Here is a 13,957-nt window from a genome sequence, read left to right as displayed (position 1 = left end):
TCGCTCCGATCGCCATGGAAGATGGTCTGCGCTTCGCGATTCGTGAAGGCGGCCGTACCGTTGGTGCCGGCGTGGTCTCCAAGATCATCGAGTAATCTGCTCGTTTGATCAGGAAAAAGGGGCTGACTGGTTCAGCCCCTTTTTCTGTTTAAGTCGCAAAGTCTGCCTGACCTTCGTCAATATCAATGATGTTGACAGGGTTGGGTATTATGCATACAATGCGGCTCCTTTTTTTGAAGGTCGGCTAACTAGTAGCTGCTACGAGTGGAGTTTGGTGCATCATGCAAAGCCAAAAGATTCGAATCCGGTTGAAGGCGTTTGATTATCGCCTGATCGACCAGTCCACGCAGGAGATCGTCGATACCGCCAAGCGGACCGGCGCTCAGGTGCGTGGTCCTATTCCTCTGCCGACGCGCAAGGAAAAGTACACGGTATTGATCTCTCCGCACGTCAATAAAGACGCGCGTGATCAGTATGAAATTCGTACCCACAAGCGTCTGCTCGACATTGTTGAGCCGACGGAGAAGACAGTGGATGCTCTGATGAAACTGGACCTGGCTGCAGGTGTAGACGTTCAGATCAGCCTCGGCTAATACCGCCCGGTATTAGTCTGTGTAACTGTCACAGGCCATAGAGGGTGCAAGCCCCGTACACTTAAGAGGTGAAACATGGCAATTGGTGTTGTCGGTCGTAAGGCCGGTATGACCCGTATTTTTACGGACGAAGGGCAGGCGCTGCCCGTAACGGTAATCGAGGTTGAGCCCAACCGCATTACCCAACTGAAAACTCTCGAAAGCGACGGCTACCGCGCTGTGCAGGTAACCGTAGGTTCTCGTCGTGCCTCCCGCGTTAGCAAGGCTGCTGCTGGTCACTTTGCGAAAGCGGGTGTTGAAGCTGGTCGTGGCGTTTGGGAATTTCGTCTGGCCGATGGCGAAGGTGAAGACCTCGCAGCAGGCGGCGAGCTGACAGTCTCTGTGTTTGAAGACGGTCAGGTGGTTGATGCCACTGGTCAGTCCAAAGGTAAGGGCTTCCAGGGTGGCGTCAAGCGCTGGAACTTCTCCATGCAGGACGCTACTCACGGTAACTCCCTGTCTCATCGTGCTCCGGGTTCCATTGGTCAGAACCAGACTCCGGGCAAGGTATTCAAGGGTAAAAAGATGGCCGGTCAGATGGGTAACGCGCAGGTCACTGTGCAGAACCTGAAAATCGTCCGTGTCGATGCCGAGCGCAACCTGCTGCTGGTAAGTGGTGCCGTACCTGGTGCGACTGGCGGCGACGTTGTCATCAAGCCTGCAGTTAAAGCCTGAGGAGCGGTGCGATGGAATTGACAATTACTGGTAGCGGCAAGGGGATCTCTGTTTCCGACGCTGCGTTTGCCAAAGATTTTAATGAAGCACTGGTGCACCAGGTGGTAACTGCCTACATGGCAGCTGGCCGTCAGGGTACCAAGGCTCAGAAAACACGTTCCGAAGTCAGCGGCGGTGGCAAGAAACCGTGGCGTCAGAAGGGCACCGGTCGCGCTCGTGCGGGCACCATCCGTAGCCCGATCTGGCGTTCAGGTGGCGTAACTTTTGCTGCCAAGCCCCGTGATTTCGAACAGAAAGTTAACCGCAAGATGTATCGTGCGGCTATGTGTTCCATTCTTTCCGAGCTGGTCCGTCAGGAGCGTCTGGTGGTTGTTGACGATATGAACGTTGACAGTCCCAAGACCAAGGCATTCACCGCCAAGCTGAAGGATCTGGGTGTATCTAACGCTCTGATTCTTTCCGATAGCGTTGAGCAGAACCTGCACCTGGCTTCCCGCAACATTCCTCACGTGGATGTTCGCGACGTGGCAGGTCTGGATCCGGTCAGCCTGGTTGCCTACGAAAACGTCGTGGTAACTGTTCCCGCTCTGAAGAAGATCGAGGAGATGCTGGGATGAATCAGGAGCGTATCTATAAGGTCCTGCTGGGGCCGCACGTATCAGAGAAAGCATCTCTGGCAGCCGAGCGTGGTCAGGTGGTATTCCGTGTAGCACCGGACGCGACCAAGCCGGAGATCAAGAAAGCCGTTGAGCAGCTGTTCAACGTCACCGTCGAAGGTGTTCAGGTTCTGAACCGTAAGGGTAAGCTCAAGCGCACTATCCGCGGGTTCGGCAAGCGTAATGACATTCGTAAGGCTTACGTCAAGCTGGCAGAAGGTCAGGACATCGATTTTCTGGATGTGGAATAAGGTAAAGGGGTCGTAATATGCCGATCGTCAAAACCAAGCCAACATCTGCCGGACGCCGTCACGTTGTAAAACTTTACAACCCGGATCTGCACAAAGGACGTCCTTACGAGCCGTTGGTAGAAACTAAGAGTAAGTCAGGTGGTCGTAACAACGCTGGCCGCATTACTACTCGTCACATTGGTGGTGGCCATAAGCAGCACTACCGTGTAATCGATTTCAAGCGGACCAAAGATGGTATTCCGGCGATCATTGAGCGCCTGGAATACGATCCTAACCGCTCTGCGCACATCGCACTGCTGAAGTATGCCGATGGCGAGCGTCGCTACATCATCGCTCCCAAGGGTATGAAAGCAGGTGACCCTGTGCGTTCCGGCGTCGACGCGCCGATTAAGGTGGGCTCCACTCTGCCGCTCCGGAACATTCCGGTTGGTTCTGTGATCCACTGCGTCGAACTCAAGCCTGGCAAAGGTGCCCAGCTGGCTCGCTCCGCGGGCGCATCCGTACAGCTGGTAGCTCGGGAAGGGGCTTATGCCACTATCCGCCTGCGTTCAGGTGAAATGCGTAAGGTGCTTGTAGATTGCCGTGCAACGCTGGGTGAAGTATCCAACAGCGAGCACAGCCTCAAGCAGCTTGGTAAAGCGGGTGCATCACGTTGGCGCGGTAAACGTCCAACAGTACGTGGTGTTGCTATGAACCCAGTTGACCACCCACATGGTGGTGGTGAAGGGCGTACCTCTGGCGGGCGTCACCCGGTTACTCCGTGGGGTGTTCCGACCAAAGGGCATAAGACTCGTAAGAACAAACGTACTGACAAGATGATAGTACGTCGTCGTTCAGCCAAGTAAACGACTACATAGAGGTAAATGCTGTGCCACGTTCTTTGAAGAAAGGTCCTTTTATAGACCTGCATCTGTTGAAGAAGGTCGAGGCAGCTCTGGAAACAAGTGACAAGCGGCCGATCAAAACCTGGTCCCGCCGGTCAACAATCTTTCCGGAGATGGTAGGCCTGACCATTGCAGTCCACAACGGCAAGCAGCACGTGCCGGTTTATGTCACCGAAGATATGGTCGGACATAAGCTGGGTGAGTTCGCGGCAACGCGTACTTATCGTGGTCATGCGGCCGACAAGAAAGCTAAACGCTGATTGTGAGGTAATAGAAATGGAAGTAGCAGCCAAGTACAAGGGCGCTCGCCTCTCAGCTCAGAAAGCACGTCTTGTTGCCGACCAGGTACGCGGCAAGGCTGTTGAGGACGCCCTGAACATTCTGACTTTCAGCCCTAAGAAGGCAGCGGTTGTGATCAAGAAAGCTCTTGAATCCGCCATTGCCAACGCTGAGCACAACGAAGGTCTGGACGTAGATGATCTGCGGGTTTCCACCGTCATGGTGGATGAGGGCCCAACGCTCAAGCGAATCAAAGCTCGAGCCAAGGGGCGCGCTGACCGTATTTTCAAGCGCACCTGTCATATCACCGTCAAGGTCGCCGACAAGTAGGAGATGCTCAGATGGGTCATAAAGTAAATCCAACCGGCATGCGCCTGGGTGTGATCAAAGAGCACAACTCAGTATGGTATGCCGACAAGAAGGACTACGCGAAGAATCTGCTGAATGATATTCAGGTTCGCGAGTTCCTGGACAAGCGTCTGGTTAAGGCGTCTGTCAGCAAGATCGTGATCGAGCGCCCTGCTCAGAACGCCCGGATCACGATCCATACCGCCCGCCCCGGTATTGTTATCGGTAAAAAGGGTGAAGATGTTGACCGTCTGCGTCGCGAAGTCAGCGACATGATGGGTGTGCCCGTGCACATCAACATCGAAGAAGTCCGCAAGCCGGACCTGGATGCCCGCCTGGTAGCGCAGAACGTTGCCGGTCAGCTGGAGCGTCGTGTGATGTTCCGTCGCGCTATGAAGCGTGCGGTTCAGAACGCCATGCGTCAGGGTGCCAAGGGTATCAAGATTCAGGTTGGCGGTCGTCTTGGGGGTGCTGAAATCGCACGTTCCGAGTGGTATCGCGAAGGTCGTGTACCTCTGCACACATTGCGTGCAGATATTGATTATGCAACCTATGAAGCGCACACCACTTACGGCGTTATCGGCGTAAAGGTATGGATCTTCAAAGGTGAGATTCTTGGTGGTATGGAGCAGGTCCGTGCTGACAAGAAAGCCTCTGGGAAGAAAGGTTCTAAGTAAAGGGGCACTCTTATGCTGCAACCAAAACGCACCAAATTCCGCAAGGTAATGAAAGGCCGTAACACCGGTCTTGCTCACCGCGCCAACAAGGTGAGCTTCGGTGAATACGGATTGAAAGCGACCAGTCGCGGGCGTATAACTGCGCGCCAGATTGAGGCGGCACGTCGTACTATGACACGTCGTATCAAGCGGGGCGGTAAGATCTGGATCCGGGTTTTCCCGGACAAACCGATCACCGGTAAGCCGCTTGAAGTACGGATGGGTAAAGGTAAAGGTTCTGTCGAGTATTGGGTGGCTGAGATTCAGCCAGGCCGCATGTTGTACGAGATGGAAGGTGTTTCCGAGGAAATCGCTCGTGAGGCCTTCACTCTTGCAGCGGCCAAACTGCCGGTACAGACCACCTTTGTAACGAGGACGGTGATGTGATGAATGCAACAGAGCTGCGTGAAAAGTCAGTCGAGGAGCTGAACAAAGAGCTGATCGACCTCCTGAAGGAGCAGTTCAACCTGCGCATGCGCAAAGCGACAGGTCAGCTGAATCAGTCTCACCTCCTCGGCAAGGTGAAGCGCGATATCGCTCGCGTTAAAACGGTATTGAATGAAAAGGCAGGACAGTGACATGACCGAAGCTACCCAAACTGCCAGAACTCTGAGCGGCAAGGTCGTGAGCAACAAGATGGACAAGTCCATCGTGGTCCTGGTTGAGCGTCAGGTGAAACATCCTCTGTACGGCAAGTACATGAAGCGCTCGACCAAGATCCATGCGCACGATGAAAGCAATCAGTGCAACATCGGCGACATCGTAACCATTCAGGAAACCCGCCCGGTCTCCAAGACCAAAAGCTGGGCCCTGGTGGAAGTCACCGAACGCGCGTCCAAGGTGTAATTCGCCCGGAGAACAACCATGATTCAGACTCAAACAATGCTTGAAGTCGCGGATAACAGTGGTGCACGTCAGGTTATGTGCATCAAGGTCCTGGGCGGATCTCACCGGCGTTATGCGAGCGTTGGGGATATCATCAAGGTAACCGTTAAGGAAGCCATCCCCCGCGGTAAGGTGAAGAAAGGCCAGGTCCTCAAGGCTGTTGTAGTACGTACCCGTAAGGGTGTGCGTCGTCCGGACGGTTCATTGATCCGTTTTGACGGTAACGCGGCGGTACTTCTGAACAATCAGGACGCTCCCATTGGTACCCGTATCTTCGGACCGGTTACCCGTGAACTGCGTAACGAGAAGTTCATGAAGATTATCTCACTGGCACCCGAAGTACTTTAAAGGACCAGAGGCCGGTTATGAAAAAGATCAAACGAGATGACGAAGTAATCGTCACCACGGGGAAAGACAAAGGCAAACGTGGTAAAGTCCTGAAGGTTCAGGACGACGGCCGTGTGATTGTTTCTGGCATCAACATGATGAAGAAGCACACGAAGCCGAACCCGATGCTCGGCACCCCGGGTGGTATCGTCGAGAAAGAAGCGCCTATCCAGGCTTCCAACGTGGCTATTTTTAATCCGCAGACCGGCAAAGCCGATCGTGTCGGCTTCCAGACCAAGGAAGACGGCAGCAAAGTGCGGATCTTCAAGTCCACGAACGAAGCTGTCGATAACCAGTAAGCGGTGGTGGTTACGATGCTTAACATGAAAGAGCAGTACACTAAGGAAGTGGTACCCGCCCTGCAGAAAGAGTTCGGTTACAAGAACGTTATGCAGGTGCCGCGTATCGAGAAAATCACCCTGAACATGGGTGTTGGCGAAGCAGTTGGTGACAAAAAGCTGATTGAAAACGCTGTGGCGGATCTTGAACGCCTGGCGGGTCAGAAAGCGGTTGTCACCAAGGCACGCAAATCCGTCGCGGGCTTCAAAATCCGTGAAGGATGGCCGATTGGCTGTAAGGTGACCCTGCGCGGTGAGCGTATGTGGGATTTCTTTGATCGCCTGGTGCACATTGCGGTTCCCCGCATTCGTGACTTCCGCGGTCTGAACCCTAAATCCTTCGACGGTCGCGGTAACTACAGCATGGGTGTTCGTGAGCAGATCATCTTCCCTGAGATCGAGTACGACAAAGTCGACAAGATCCGCGGGCTGGATATCACCATCACCACCACTGCCGGTACCGACGATGAAGGTCGCGAACTGTTGAAAGCCTTTGGCTTTCCGTTCAAGAAATAAGGAACGAGTGACATGGCGAAGGTTTCAATGAAAAACCGTGAGCTCAAGCGCGAAAAGACTGTGGCAAAATTCGCAGCCAAGCGCGCCGAGCTCAAGGCGATTATCAAAAACCCGAATACCAGCGAAGAAGATCGTTGGAACGCGCAAATGAAGCTGCAACAGCTGCCTCGTGATGCGAGTCCCTCACGTCTTCGGAATCGTTGCCAGGTGACTGGTCGTCCCCACGGCGTTCTGCGCAAGTTCGAACTGTCACGGATCAAACTCCGTGAGTACGGCATGCGCGGTGACGTTCCGGGCCTGACCAAGGCAAGCTGGTAAGATAGGTCGCCTGACTTCGGTCAGGTGCCTGTTGGTAAGCGGTGCGGCACGCCGCTGCACAACTAAAAAGATCAGGAGCCTCATACTAATGAGTATGCAAGACACGCTTGCGGATATGTTTACCCGTATCCGTAATGCCCAGATGGCATCGAAAGCTGATGTGACGATGCCGTCTTCAAAAATGAAGGTCTCCGTGGCCCAGGTCCTTAAGGACGAAGGCTACGTAGTAGATTTTTCTGTTTCAGCTGACGCGAAGCCCGAGCTGACCATCACTCTGAAATACTTCGGCGGCAAGCCGGTTATCGAAGAGATCAAGCGGGTCAGCCGTCCGAGTCTGCGCCAGTACAAAGGCGCTGGGGAACTGCCGAAGGTTTCCGGCGGTCTGGGAGTCGCGATTGTCTCAACGTCCAAGGGCGTTATGACAGACCGCGCCGCACGTGCTGCAGGCGTGGGTGGCGAAGTCATCTGCACCGTATTCTAGGAGATACACATGTCCAGGGTTGCCAATAATCCTGTCGTGCTGCCTTCCGGTGTTGAGGTTAAGCTGAACGGACAGGAAATTAATGTGAAGGGCTCCAAGGGAGCTCTCCAATTCACCATTCACCAAGCGGTTGAAGTGAAGCAGGAAGAGGGTTCTCTTCGCTTTGCGGCCCGCGATGGTGCGAAACAGTCCCGCGCTCTTGCTGGTACTACTCGTGCGCTGGTTAACAACATGGTTACCGGCGTATCCACAGGCTGGGAGCGTAAGCTGCAGCTGACGGGCGTAGGTTATCGTGCGCAGGCGCAAGGTAAGAAGCTCAATCTCACACTGGGTTTTTCTCACCCGGTCGAGTACGAGCTGCCCGAGGGTGTTACCGCTGAAACTCCGTCCAATACGGAAGTTGTGATTCGCGGTATCGACAAGCAACAGGTTGGCCAGGTCGCTGCTGAAATCCGCGCGTTCCGTCCGCCCGAGCCTTATAAGGGCAAGGGTGTTCGTTATGCGGATGAGCAGGTCAGACGCAAAGAAGCCAAGAAGAAATAAGGCGGGACTATGAGCGCGAATAACGAAAGATTGCGTCGCGCACGCAAAGTGCGCATGAAGATCCGTGAACTGGGTACCGACCGTCTGTGCGTTCACCGCACGCCGCGTCATATGTATGCCCAGGTTACGACTGCAGATGGCAGCAAAGTGCTGGCCACTGCCTCCACGTTGGATAAGGAACTGCGCCAGGGTGCAACCGGTAACGTGGACGCTGCCAAAAAGGTCGGTCAGCTGATTGCTGAGCGTGCCAAGGCGGCAGGCATTGAGAAGGTCGCTTTTGACCGCTCAGGTTACCGTTATCACGGTCGTGTACAGGCTCTGGCCGACGCAGCCCGTGAAGCTGGCTTGCAATTCTAAGAGGTGGAGAAGATGAGCGTTAACGAACAGAAGGCGCCTGAGCTCCAGGAAAAGCTGGTTCAGGTCAATCGCGTCGCCAAGGTAGTTAAAGGCGGCCGTATTTTTGCCTTCACCGCACTGACTGTAGTGGGTGATGGCAAAGGACGCGTTGGTTTCGGTCGTGGTAAGGCCCGGGAAGTCCCGGTTGCCATCCAGAAGGCGATGGAAGCTGCTCGCAAGAACATGGTAGACGTGGCCCTTGACGGCACCACCCTGCAGTACGCAGTTCGTGCCCAGCACGGTGGCTCCAAGGTGTTCATGCAGCCTGCATCCGAAGGTACCGGTATTATCGCCGGTGGTGCGATGCGTGCGGTACTGGAAGTGGCCGGCGTACACAACGTGCTGTCCAAGTGCTATGGCTCTACCAACCCGGTGAACGTTGTACGTTCTACCATCAAGGGTCTGCAGGCCATGAAGGCGCCTGAAGATATTGCAGCCAAGCGCGGTAAATCCGTCGAAGATATTCTGGGTTGAAGTCATGGCGAACGCAAAAACGATCAAAGTAACTCTGACCCGCAGCCCGATCGGCTGTCAGCCCAAGCACAAGCTGTGTGTGAAAGGCCTGGGTCTTCGTAAAATCGGTCATACCGTTGAAGTGGAAGATACCCCTTCTATTCGCGGCATGATCAACCGGGTTAACTACCTGGTGCAGGTTGAGGAGAACTAAGATGCGTCTGAACGAACTTGCTCCGGAACCTGGTTCACGTCCTTCCGCCAAGCGTGTTGGTCGTGGTATCGGTAGCGGTCTGGGTAAAACTGGTGGTCGCGGTCATAAAGGTCTGAAATCCCGTTCCGGTGGCTCTGTAGCGCCTGGTTTCGAGGGTGGTCAGCAGCCTTTGGCCCGTCGTCTGCCCAAGTTTGGTTTCACTTCCCGCCAGCAGCGCTATGTTGCCGAAATTCGCCTGAACGAACTGGCGAAGGTTGAAGGCGACGTGGTCGATCTGGCTGCACTGAAGAAGGCTGACATCATTCGCGAAGAAATTCGCGAAGCCAAGGTTATGCTGTCCGGTGAGCTGGATCGCGCGGTAACCGTTAAAGGGCTACGTGTCACCAAAGGCGCACGCGAGGCAATCATTGCCGCGGGTGGGAAAGTCGAAGACTAAGACGAGTCGAGGACTAAATGGCCAAGACAGCATCATTGCCTGCGGGCGCCGGAAAAGGATTTGCAGAGCTGCGTTCGCGGCTCTGGTTCGTGTTTCTGGCATTGTTGGTGTACCGGATCGGTGCCCACATCCCGGTACCAGGCATCAACCCGGACCGGTTGGCGGCACTGTTTGACCAGAATCAGGGAACTATCCTGAGTCTGTTCAACATGTTTTCCGGTGGTGCGCTTGAGCGCATGAGTATCTTCGCACTCGGTATTATGCCGTATATTTCGGCTTCTATTATCATGCAGCTCATGACTGCGGTCAGTCCGCAGCTTGAGCAGCTGAAGAAGGAAGGCGAGGCGGGTCGTCGCAAGATCAGCCAGTATACGCGGTATGGTACGGTTGTCCTGGCCCTGGTTCAGGGCTTTGGTATTTCTGTAGGGTTGGCCTCACAGGGCGTCACCTTCAACGACAGCTTCAGCTTCCACTTTGTGGCGGTGGTGTCTTTCGTGTGTGGTGCCGTCTTCATGATGTGGCTCGGCGAGCAGATCACCGAGCGTGGCGTTGGCAACGGTATATCACTGCTGATTTTCGCAGGGATTGTCGCCGGCTTGCCGGGCGCCATTGGTCAGACTCTGGAGCAGGCCCGTAACGGTGAAATGAGCCTGCTGGTAGTGCTCGGTATTGGTGTGTTGGCGATCGCGGTGGTTGGCTTCGTGGTGTTCATGGAGCGGGGCCAGCGGCGGTTGACCATCAATTACGCAAAACGGCAGCAGGGCCGCCGGGTATTCGCCCAGCAGTCCAGTCATTTGCCGCTGAAGGTCAATATGGCCGGTGTTATTCCGCCGATCTTTGCCTCGTCGATCCTGTTGTTCCCGGCCTCGTTGGGCCAGTGGTTCGGTCAGGGCGAGGGCATGGAATGGTTGAGTGACATCTCTCAGGCATTGGCTCCGAGCCAGCCGTTGTATATCATCCTGTTCGCAGCAGCAGTGGTCTTCTTCTGCTTCTTCTATACAGCGCTGATGTACAACCCGAAGGAAGTTGCGGATAACCTCAAGCGTTCCGGCGCGTTCATCCCGGGCATTCGCCCAGGAGAGCAGACTGCCAAGTACATCGATGGTGTACTGACCCGTCTGACGTTGTTCGGGGCTATGTATATTGCAGCAGTGTCCTTGTTCCCTCAGTTCCTGATGGTGGCAGGTAATGTACCTTTCTATCTTGGTGGTACCTCACTGCTGATTGTTGTAGTCGTGGTGATGGATTTCATGGCTCAGGTTCAGTCGCACCTGATGTCCCATCAGTATGAATCGCTGATGAAGAAGTCCAATCTCAAGGGCTATGGTCGGAACGGCTGACACAGCCGTTCCCCTTGAAAACTGGAGTCGACAATGAAAGTACGCGCTTCGGTAAAGAAAATTTGCCGTAACTGCAAAGTAATTCGTCGCAATGGCTCAGTTCGAGTCATCTGCACGGAGCCTCGTCACAAGCAGCGCCAGGGCTGATTTCCAAGAAATCGCTCTGACATTGTAAAAGGGGTTCGGAATAGTAGCGCTTGACTCGCGAGCGGGTCAGGCGCTATTATTTCGCGCCCTTTTTGTGGCGGAAAATTCACACAGCAAAGCTTTGAACGCGGAGTAATTTGGATGGCACGTATAGCCGGTGTCAATATACCCGATCACAAACATGCTGTTATCTCGCTCACCTACATCTTTGGTGTTGGCAAGACAACAGCCCAGAAGCTTTGCGATGCAACCGGCGTTAAGCCGGACGTCAAGGTCAAAGACCTGAGCGACGAGCAGCTTGAAGCACTTCGTACCGAAGTGGGCAAGTTCACCGTCGAAGGCGATCTGCGTCGTGAAGTACAGATGAACATCAAGCGTTTGAAGGATCTCGGTTGCTTCCGTGGTCTGCGTCATCGTCATGGACTTCCGGTCCGTGGCCAGCGCACCAAGACCAACGCCCGCACCCGTAAAGGTCCTCGCAAACCTATTCGTAAGTAACAGGTAGGCAAACATGGCAAAGCCAGGTACACGTACCCGTAAAAAGGTGAAAAAGACGGTTGTTGATGGCGTCGCGCACATTCACGCGTCCTTCAACAACACCATCGTGACCATTTCGGACCGTCAGGGCAACGTCCTGTCCTGGGCCACCTCAGGTGGTTCCGGTTTCCGCGGCTCACGTAAGAGTACACCTTTTGCTGCGCAGGTAGCAGCTGAAAGAGCCGGTAATGCGGCTGCTGAATACGGCCTTAAAAACCTGGACGTAGAGGTTAAGGGTCCTGGGCCCGGACGTGAATCTGCAGTTCGCGCGCTGAACGCGTGTGGCTACAAGATCACCAACATCACTGATGTGACGCCGATTCCCCATAACGGCTGTCGTCCGCCCAAGAAGCGCCGCGTCTAACACAGGAGACAGTGAAATATGGCTCGTTATATAGGCCCGAAGTGCAAGCTGTCTCGTCGTGAAGGGACAGATCTTTTTCTGAAGAGCGGCGTACGCGCGCTCGATTCGAAGTGCAACATCGAGACTCCGCCGGGTATGCACGGCGCGCGTCGCGGTCGTCTGTCCGAGTACGGCGTACAGCTTCGTGAAAAACAGAAAGTCCGTCGTATCTACGGCGTACTCGAGAAGCAATTCCGCAACTACTACAAAGAGGCCGCTCGCCTGAAGGGTGCAACCGGTGAAAACCTGCTGCAACTTCTGGAAGGTCGTCTGGATAACGTTGTGTATCGCATGGGCTTTGGTTCTACCCGTGCAGAAGCCCGTCAGCTCGTCTCTCACAAGGCGATCCTGGTGAACGATAAGCCGGTCAACGTGCCGTCCTATCAAGTCAAGCCGGGCGACGTTGTGAGTGTGCGTGAGAAAGCCAAAAACCAGCTGCGCGTTAAAGGTGCATTGGATCTGGCTGGTAGCCGCGCACCGGTAAGCTGGGTAGAGGTTGACGCCAACAAGATGTCCGGCGTTTACAAGTCAGTACCTGAGCGTACTGAACTGCCGGCCGACATCAACGAGAACCTCATCGTCGAGCTTTACTCTAAGTAAAGCCCAGTTAGCAACGATAGCAGATAGGGGCGTCTATGCAGCGTTCAGTACATGAGTTATTGACACCTCGTACCATTGACGTGAAAGAATCCAGCGCCACGCGCGCCAAGGTGACACTGGAGCCGCTTGAGCGCGGTTTCGGCCATACCCTGGGTAGCGCACTGCGTCGCATTCTCTTGTCTTCGATGCCGGGCTGCGCCGTGACTGAAGCACAGATCGACGGTGTCCTGCACGAGTACAGCGCCATTGAGGGTGTCCAGGAGGACGTCATCGAGATTCTTCTGAATCTCAAGGGCGTCGCCGTAAAGATGAACGGCCGTGACGATGCTGAGCTGACGCTCAGCAAGAAGGGCCCGGGTGTAGTGACCGCCGGCGATATCAAGCTGGACCACGATGTGGAAATCGCTAACCCCGAGCACGTGATCTGTCACCTGAGCGAGAACGGCGAAGTCAACATGCGTTTGCGTGTTGCCCGCGGTCGCGGCTATGAGCCGGCTGATCAGCGTGGTCTGGACGAGGATGAAACTCGTGCCATCGGACGTTTGCAGCTTGATGCTACGTTCAGCCCGGTTCGCCGAGTGGCGTATGCCGTCGAAAGCGCACGGGTTGAGCAGCGTACAGATCTGGACAAGCTTGTTATTGATCTGGAGACAAATGGCACCATCGATCCGGAAGAAGCGATTCGCCGGGCGGCCACGATTCTCCAGCAGCAGCTGGCTGTGTTTGTAGATTTCGATCATGAGAAAGAGCCAGAGCGTGTAGAAGAAGAGGAAGAAATCGATCCGATTCTGCTGCGCCCGGTTGATGATCTGGAATTGACTGTGCGTTCAGCTAACTGCTTGAAGGCAGAAAACATTTACTATATCGGCGATCTTATCCAGCGCACCGAAGTGGAGCTGCTGAAGACGCCTAACCTTGGCAAAAAGTCGCTGACCGAGATCAAGGACGTTCTTGCGTCCCGTGGTTTGTCTCTGGGCATGCGTCTTGATAACTGGCCGCCGGCAAGCCTTCGTGGTGATGACCGGGTTCTGGGCGGTTGATCGCCGATTAGTTTAAGGTAAGGAATCAGAGCAATGCGTCATCGTAAGAGTGGTCGTAAGTTCAGCAGGACCAGTGCGCATCGCAAGGCCATGTTCCGTAACATGACTGCGTCACTGGTTGAACATGAGCTGATCAAGACAACGCTGCCGAAAGCCAAAGAGCTTCGTCGTGTAGCCGAGCCGTTGATCACGCTCGCAAAGAATGATTCGGTTGCAAATCGTCGTCTGGCGTTCTCACGCCTGCGTAGCGATGCTGCGGTAGCCAAGCTGTTCAATGAGCTGGGTCCCCGTTACAGCGAGCGTCCGGGTGGTTACCTTCGTATTCTGAAGTGCGGTTTCCGTGCTGGCGACAATGCCCCTATGGCATTTGTAGAGCTGGTCGGCCGTCCTCTGGACATCGAAGCTGAAGAAGTGGACGAAGGCGAAGAATAAAATCTACGCTTTAGTTCAAAAAAAACCGGGTTCCGAAAGGTTCCCGGTTT

General features: G+C 54.7%; 29 protein-coding genes. All 29 read left to right on the top strand.

What is annotated here, in order from left to right; translation table 11 throughout:
- Positions 1-95, top strand: a 95-nt coding sequence (locus ABIE59_RS10975; RefSeq protein ID WP_207545791.1) for an EF-Tu C-terminal domain-related protein, incomplete at its 5' end; no start/stop codon positions are given.
- A gap of 186 nt (positions 96-281) precedes the next feature.
- Positions 282-593 carry a 30S ribosomal protein S10 gene (rpsJ, locus tag ABIE59_RS10970; RefSeq protein ID WP_004580743.1) on the top strand — a complete coding sequence of 104 codons (312 nt, stop codon included), beginning with the start codon at positions 282-284 and terminating at the stop codon, positions 591-593.
- A gap of 75 nt (positions 594-668) precedes the next feature.
- Entirely contained in the window at positions 669-1,307 is a 639-nt protein-coding gene (gene rplC / locus ABIE59_RS10965; protein ID WP_354446822.1) for a 50S ribosomal protein L3, read from the top strand.
- 11 nt (positions 1,308-1,318) lie between these two features.
- A complete protein-coding gene (rplD, locus tag ABIE59_RS10960) occupies positions 1,319-1,924 on the top strand; it encodes a 50S ribosomal protein L4 (protein ID WP_061333569.1) in 606 nt (201 codons plus the stop codon).
- Complete coding sequence (gene rplW / locus ABIE59_RS10955) at positions 1,921-2,214, top strand: 50S ribosomal protein L23 (protein ID WP_008174862.1); 294 nt, start codon at positions 1,921-1,923, stop codon at positions 2,212-2,214. The genes rplD and rplW overlap by 4 nt, the downstream gene beginning before the upstream one ends.
- A gap of 17 nt (positions 2,215-2,231) precedes the next feature.
- Entirely contained in the window at positions 2,232-3,059 is an 828-nt protein-coding gene (gene rplB / locus ABIE59_RS10950) for a 50S ribosomal protein L2 (protein WP_354446819.1), read from the top strand.
- 23 nt (positions 3,060-3,082) lie between these two features.
- The gene (rpsS, locus tag ABIE59_RS10945) at positions 3,083-3,358 is read left to right on the top strand and encodes a 30S ribosomal protein S19 (RefSeq protein ID WP_061333570.1); all 276 of its coding nucleotides are present in this window, start codon (positions 3,083-3,085) and stop codon (positions 3,356-3,358) included.
- A 16-nt stretch (positions 3,359-3,374) separates the two neighbouring features.
- Complete coding sequence (gene rplV / locus ABIE59_RS10940) at positions 3,375-3,707, top strand: 50S ribosomal protein L22 (RefSeq protein WP_008940674.1); 333 nt, start codon at positions 3,375-3,377, stop codon at positions 3,705-3,707.
- 11 nt (positions 3,708-3,718) lie between these two features.
- On the top strand, positions 3,719-4,402 hold the full coding sequence (rpsC, locus tag ABIE59_RS10935) for a 30S ribosomal protein S3 (RefSeq protein WP_058089998.1): 684 nt from the start codon (positions 3,719-3,721) through the stop codon (positions 4,400-4,402).
- Positions 4,403-4,414: 12 nt separating this feature from the next.
- A complete protein-coding gene (gene rplP, locus ABIE59_RS10930) occupies positions 4,415-4,828 on the top strand; it encodes a 50S ribosomal protein L16 (RefSeq protein ID WP_044387654.1) in 414 nt (137 codons plus the stop codon).
- Positions 4,828-5,019, top strand: a complete 192-nt coding sequence (gene rpmC / locus ABIE59_RS10925) for a 50S ribosomal protein L29 (RefSeq protein WP_058089999.1) — start codon at positions 4,828-4,830, stop codon at positions 5,017-5,019. The genes rplP and rpmC overlap by 1 nt, the downstream gene beginning before the upstream one ends.
- Before the next feature lies 1 nt (position 5,020).
- Complete coding sequence (gene rpsQ, locus ABIE59_RS10920) at positions 5,021-5,287, top strand: 30S ribosomal protein S17 (RefSeq protein WP_044387650.1); 267 nt, start codon at positions 5,021-5,023, stop codon at positions 5,285-5,287.
- 18 nt (positions 5,288-5,305) lie between these two features.
- On the top strand, positions 5,306-5,674 hold the full coding sequence (gene rplN, locus ABIE59_RS10915; protein WP_007154005.1) for a 50S ribosomal protein L14: 369 nt from the start codon (positions 5,306-5,308) through the stop codon (positions 5,672-5,674).
- Positions 5,675-5,691: 17 nt separating this feature from the next.
- A complete protein-coding gene (rplX, locus tag ABIE59_RS10910) occupies positions 5,692-6,012 on the top strand; it encodes a 50S ribosomal protein L24 (protein ID WP_061333571.1) in 321 nt (106 codons plus the stop codon).
- A gap of 15 nt (positions 6,013-6,027) precedes the next feature.
- A complete protein-coding gene (rplE, locus tag ABIE59_RS10905; RefSeq protein ID WP_058090001.1) occupies positions 6,028-6,567 on the top strand; it encodes a 50S ribosomal protein L5 in 540 nt (179 codons plus the stop codon).
- Between the two features lie 12 nt (positions 6,568-6,579).
- A complete protein-coding gene (rpsN, locus tag ABIE59_RS10900; protein WP_058090002.1) occupies positions 6,580-6,885 on the top strand; it encodes a 30S ribosomal protein S14 in 306 nt (101 codons plus the stop codon).
- Between the two features lie 88 nt (positions 6,886-6,973).
- Positions 6,974-7,366 carry a 30S ribosomal protein S8 gene (gene rpsH, locus ABIE59_RS10895; protein ID WP_354446814.1) on the top strand — a complete coding sequence of 131 codons (393 nt, stop codon included), beginning with the start codon at positions 6,974-6,976 and terminating at the stop codon, positions 7,364-7,366.
- A 9-nt stretch (positions 7,367-7,375) separates the two neighbouring features.
- Entirely contained in the window at positions 7,376-7,909 is a 534-nt protein-coding gene (rplF, locus tag ABIE59_RS10890; protein ID WP_058090004.1) for a 50S ribosomal protein L6, read from the top strand.
- 9 nt (positions 7,910-7,918) lie between these two features.
- Entirely contained in the window at positions 7,919-8,266 is a 348-nt protein-coding gene (gene rplR / locus ABIE59_RS10885) for a 50S ribosomal protein L18 (RefSeq protein WP_011784258.1), read from the top strand.
- A gap of 12 nt (positions 8,267-8,278) precedes the next feature.
- A complete protein-coding gene (rpsE, locus tag ABIE59_RS10880; protein ID WP_058090005.1) occupies positions 8,279-8,779 on the top strand; it encodes a 30S ribosomal protein S5 in 501 nt (166 codons plus the stop codon).
- 4 nt (positions 8,780-8,783) lie between these two features.
- Positions 8,784-8,972 carry a 50S ribosomal protein L30 gene (gene rpmD / locus ABIE59_RS10875; protein ID WP_007153997.1) on the top strand — a complete coding sequence of 63 codons (189 nt, stop codon included), beginning with the start codon at positions 8,784-8,786 and terminating at the stop codon, positions 8,970-8,972.
- Between the two features lies 1 nt (position 8,973).
- Positions 8,974-9,408, top strand: a complete 435-nt coding sequence (gene rplO, locus ABIE59_RS10870; protein WP_022989795.1) for a 50S ribosomal protein L15 — start codon at positions 8,974-8,976, stop codon at positions 9,406-9,408.
- Positions 9,409-9,425: 17 nt separating this feature from the next.
- Positions 9,426-10,748: a preprotein translocase subunit SecY gene (secY, locus tag ABIE59_RS10865; RefSeq protein ID WP_058090006.1), complete on the top strand. Its 1,323-nt coding sequence runs from the start codon at positions 9,426-9,428 to the stop codon at positions 10,746-10,748.
- Positions 10,749-10,781: 33 nt separating this feature from the next.
- Entirely contained in the window at positions 10,782-10,895 is a 114-nt protein-coding gene (gene rpmJ, locus ABIE59_RS10860) for a 50S ribosomal protein L36 (RefSeq protein ID WP_004580765.1), read from the top strand.
- 141 nt (positions 10,896-11,036) lie between these two features.
- Positions 11,037-11,393 (top strand): 30S ribosomal protein S13, encoded by a 357-nt coding sequence (rpsM, locus tag ABIE59_RS10855; RefSeq protein ID WP_029655315.1) that lies wholly within the window; start codon positions 11,037-11,039, stop codon positions 11,391-11,393.
- Between the two features lie 13 nt (positions 11,394-11,406).
- Positions 11,407-11,796, top strand: a complete 390-nt coding sequence (rpsK, locus tag ABIE59_RS10850) for a 30S ribosomal protein S11 (RefSeq protein WP_007153992.1) — start codon at positions 11,407-11,409, stop codon at positions 11,794-11,796.
- Positions 11,797-11,814: 18 nt separating this feature from the next.
- Entirely contained in the window at positions 11,815-12,435 is a 621-nt protein-coding gene (gene rpsD / locus ABIE59_RS10845; RefSeq protein ID WP_058090007.1) for a 30S ribosomal protein S4, read from the top strand.
- 35 nt (positions 12,436-12,470) lie between these two features.
- Entirely contained in the window at positions 12,471-13,475 is a 1,005-nt protein-coding gene (locus ABIE59_RS10840) for a DNA-directed RNA polymerase subunit alpha (protein WP_008174911.1), read from the top strand.
- A gap of 33 nt (positions 13,476-13,508) precedes the next feature.
- On the top strand, positions 13,509-13,907 hold the full coding sequence (gene rplQ, locus ABIE59_RS10835; RefSeq protein WP_058090008.1) for a 50S ribosomal protein L17: 399 nt from the start codon (positions 13,509-13,511) through the stop codon (positions 13,905-13,907).
- The last annotated feature ends 50 nt before the right edge of the window (positions 13,908-13,957 follow it).

This window comes from Marinobacter sp. MBR-99 (assembly GCF_040547575.1).
Classification (GTDB): Bacteria; Pseudomonadota; Gammaproteobacteria; order Pseudomonadales; family Oleiphilaceae; genus Marinobacter.
The sequence above is the reverse complement of the archived record's forward strand: the minus strand, read 5'-3'. Positions and strand labels throughout refer to the sequence as shown.

What these genes read in the sequence shown, in the direction of transcription:
- rplN (WP_007154005.1), top strand. Translation starts at nt 5,306, where the DNA reads ATGATTCAGACTCAAACAATGCTTGAAGTCGCGGATAACAGTGGTGCA.
- rplB (WP_354446819.1), top strand. Translation starts at nt 2,232, where the DNA reads ATGCCGATCGTCAAAACCAAGCCAACATCTGCCGGACGCCGTCACGTT.
- rplP (WP_044387654.1), top strand. Translation starts at nt 4,415, where the DNA reads ATGCTGCAACCAAAACGCACCAAATTCCGCAAGGTAATGAAAGGCCGT.
- rplV (WP_008940674.1), top strand. Translation starts at nt 3,375, where the DNA reads ATGGAAGTAGCAGCCAAGTACAAGGGCGCTCGCCTCTCAGCTCAGAAA.
- rplC (WP_354446822.1), top strand. Translation starts at nt 669, where the DNA reads ATGGCAATTGGTGTTGTCGGTCGTAAGGCCGGTATGACCCGTATTTTT.
- rplD (WP_061333569.1), top strand. Translation starts at nt 1,319, where the DNA reads ATGGAATTGACAATTACTGGTAGCGGCAAGGGGATCTCTGTTTCCGAC.
- rplE (WP_058090001.1), top strand. Translation starts at nt 6,028, where the DNA reads ATGCTTAACATGAAAGAGCAGTACACTAAGGAAGTGGTACCCGCCCTG.
- rpsM (WP_029655315.1), top strand. Translation starts at nt 11,037, where the DNA reads ATGGCACGTATAGCCGGTGTCAATATACCCGATCACAAACATGCTGTT.
- rpsJ (WP_004580743.1), top strand. Translation starts at nt 282, where the DNA reads ATGCAAAGCCAAAAGATTCGAATCCGGTTGAAGGCGTTTGATTATCGC.
- rpmC (WP_058089999.1), top strand. Translation starts at nt 4,828, where the DNA reads ATGAATGCAACAGAGCTGCGTGAAAAGTCAGTCGAGGAGCTGAACAAA.
- rplX (WP_061333571.1), top strand. Translation starts at nt 5,692, where the DNA reads ATGAAAAAGATCAAACGAGATGACGAAGTAATCGTCACCACGGGGAAA.
- rplR (WP_011784258.1), top strand. Translation starts at nt 7,919, where the DNA reads ATGAGCGCGAATAACGAAAGATTGCGTCGCGCACGCAAAGTGCGCATG.
- rplW (WP_008174862.1), top strand. Translation starts at nt 1,921, where the DNA reads ATGAATCAGGAGCGTATCTATAAGGTCCTGCTGGGGCCGCACGTATCA.
- rpsH (WP_354446814.1), top strand. Translation starts at nt 6,974, where the DNA reads ATGAGTATGCAAGACACGCTTGCGGATATGTTTACCCGTATCCGTAAT.
- rpsD (WP_058090007.1), top strand. Translation starts at nt 11,815, where the DNA reads ATGGCTCGTTATATAGGCCCGAAGTGCAAGCTGTCTCGTCGTGAAGGG.
- ABIE59_RS10840 (WP_008174911.1), top strand. Translation starts at nt 12,471, where the DNA reads ATGCAGCGTTCAGTACATGAGTTATTGACACCTCGTACCATTGACGTG.
- rpsQ (WP_044387650.1), top strand. Translation starts at nt 5,021, where the DNA reads ATGACCGAAGCTACCCAAACTGCCAGAACTCTGAGCGGCAAGGTCGTG.
- rplQ (WP_058090008.1), top strand. Translation starts at nt 13,509, where the DNA reads ATGCGTCATCGTAAGAGTGGTCGTAAGTTCAGCAGGACCAGTGCGCAT.
- rpsK (WP_007153992.1), top strand. Translation starts at nt 11,407, where the DNA reads ATGGCAAAGCCAGGTACACGTACCCGTAAAAAGGTGAAAAAGACGGTT.
- rpsC (WP_058089998.1), top strand. Translation starts at nt 3,719, where the DNA reads ATGGGTCATAAAGTAAATCCAACCGGCATGCGCCTGGGTGTGATCAAA.
- rpsE (WP_058090005.1), top strand. Translation starts at nt 8,279, where the DNA reads ATGAGCGTTAACGAACAGAAGGCGCCTGAGCTCCAGGAAAAGCTGGTT.
- rplO (WP_022989795.1), top strand. Translation starts at nt 8,974, where the DNA reads ATGCGTCTGAACGAACTTGCTCCGGAACCTGGTTCACGTCCTTCCGCC.
- rpsN (WP_058090002.1), top strand. Translation starts at nt 6,580, where the DNA reads ATGGCGAAGGTTTCAATGAAAAACCGTGAGCTCAAGCGCGAAAAGACT.
- rpmD (WP_007153997.1), top strand. Translation starts at nt 8,784, where the DNA reads ATGGCGAACGCAAAAACGATCAAAGTAACTCTGACCCGCAGCCCGATC.
- rplF (WP_058090004.1), top strand. Translation starts at nt 7,376, where the DNA reads ATGTCCAGGGTTGCCAATAATCCTGTCGTGCTGCCTTCCGGTGTTGAG.
- rpmJ (WP_004580765.1), top strand. Translation starts at nt 10,782, where the DNA reads ATGAAAGTACGCGCTTCGGTAAAGAAAATTTGCCGTAACTGCAAAGTA.
- secY (WP_058090006.1), top strand. Translation starts at nt 9,426, where the DNA reads ATGGCCAAGACAGCATCATTGCCTGCGGGCGCCGGAAAAGGATTTGCA.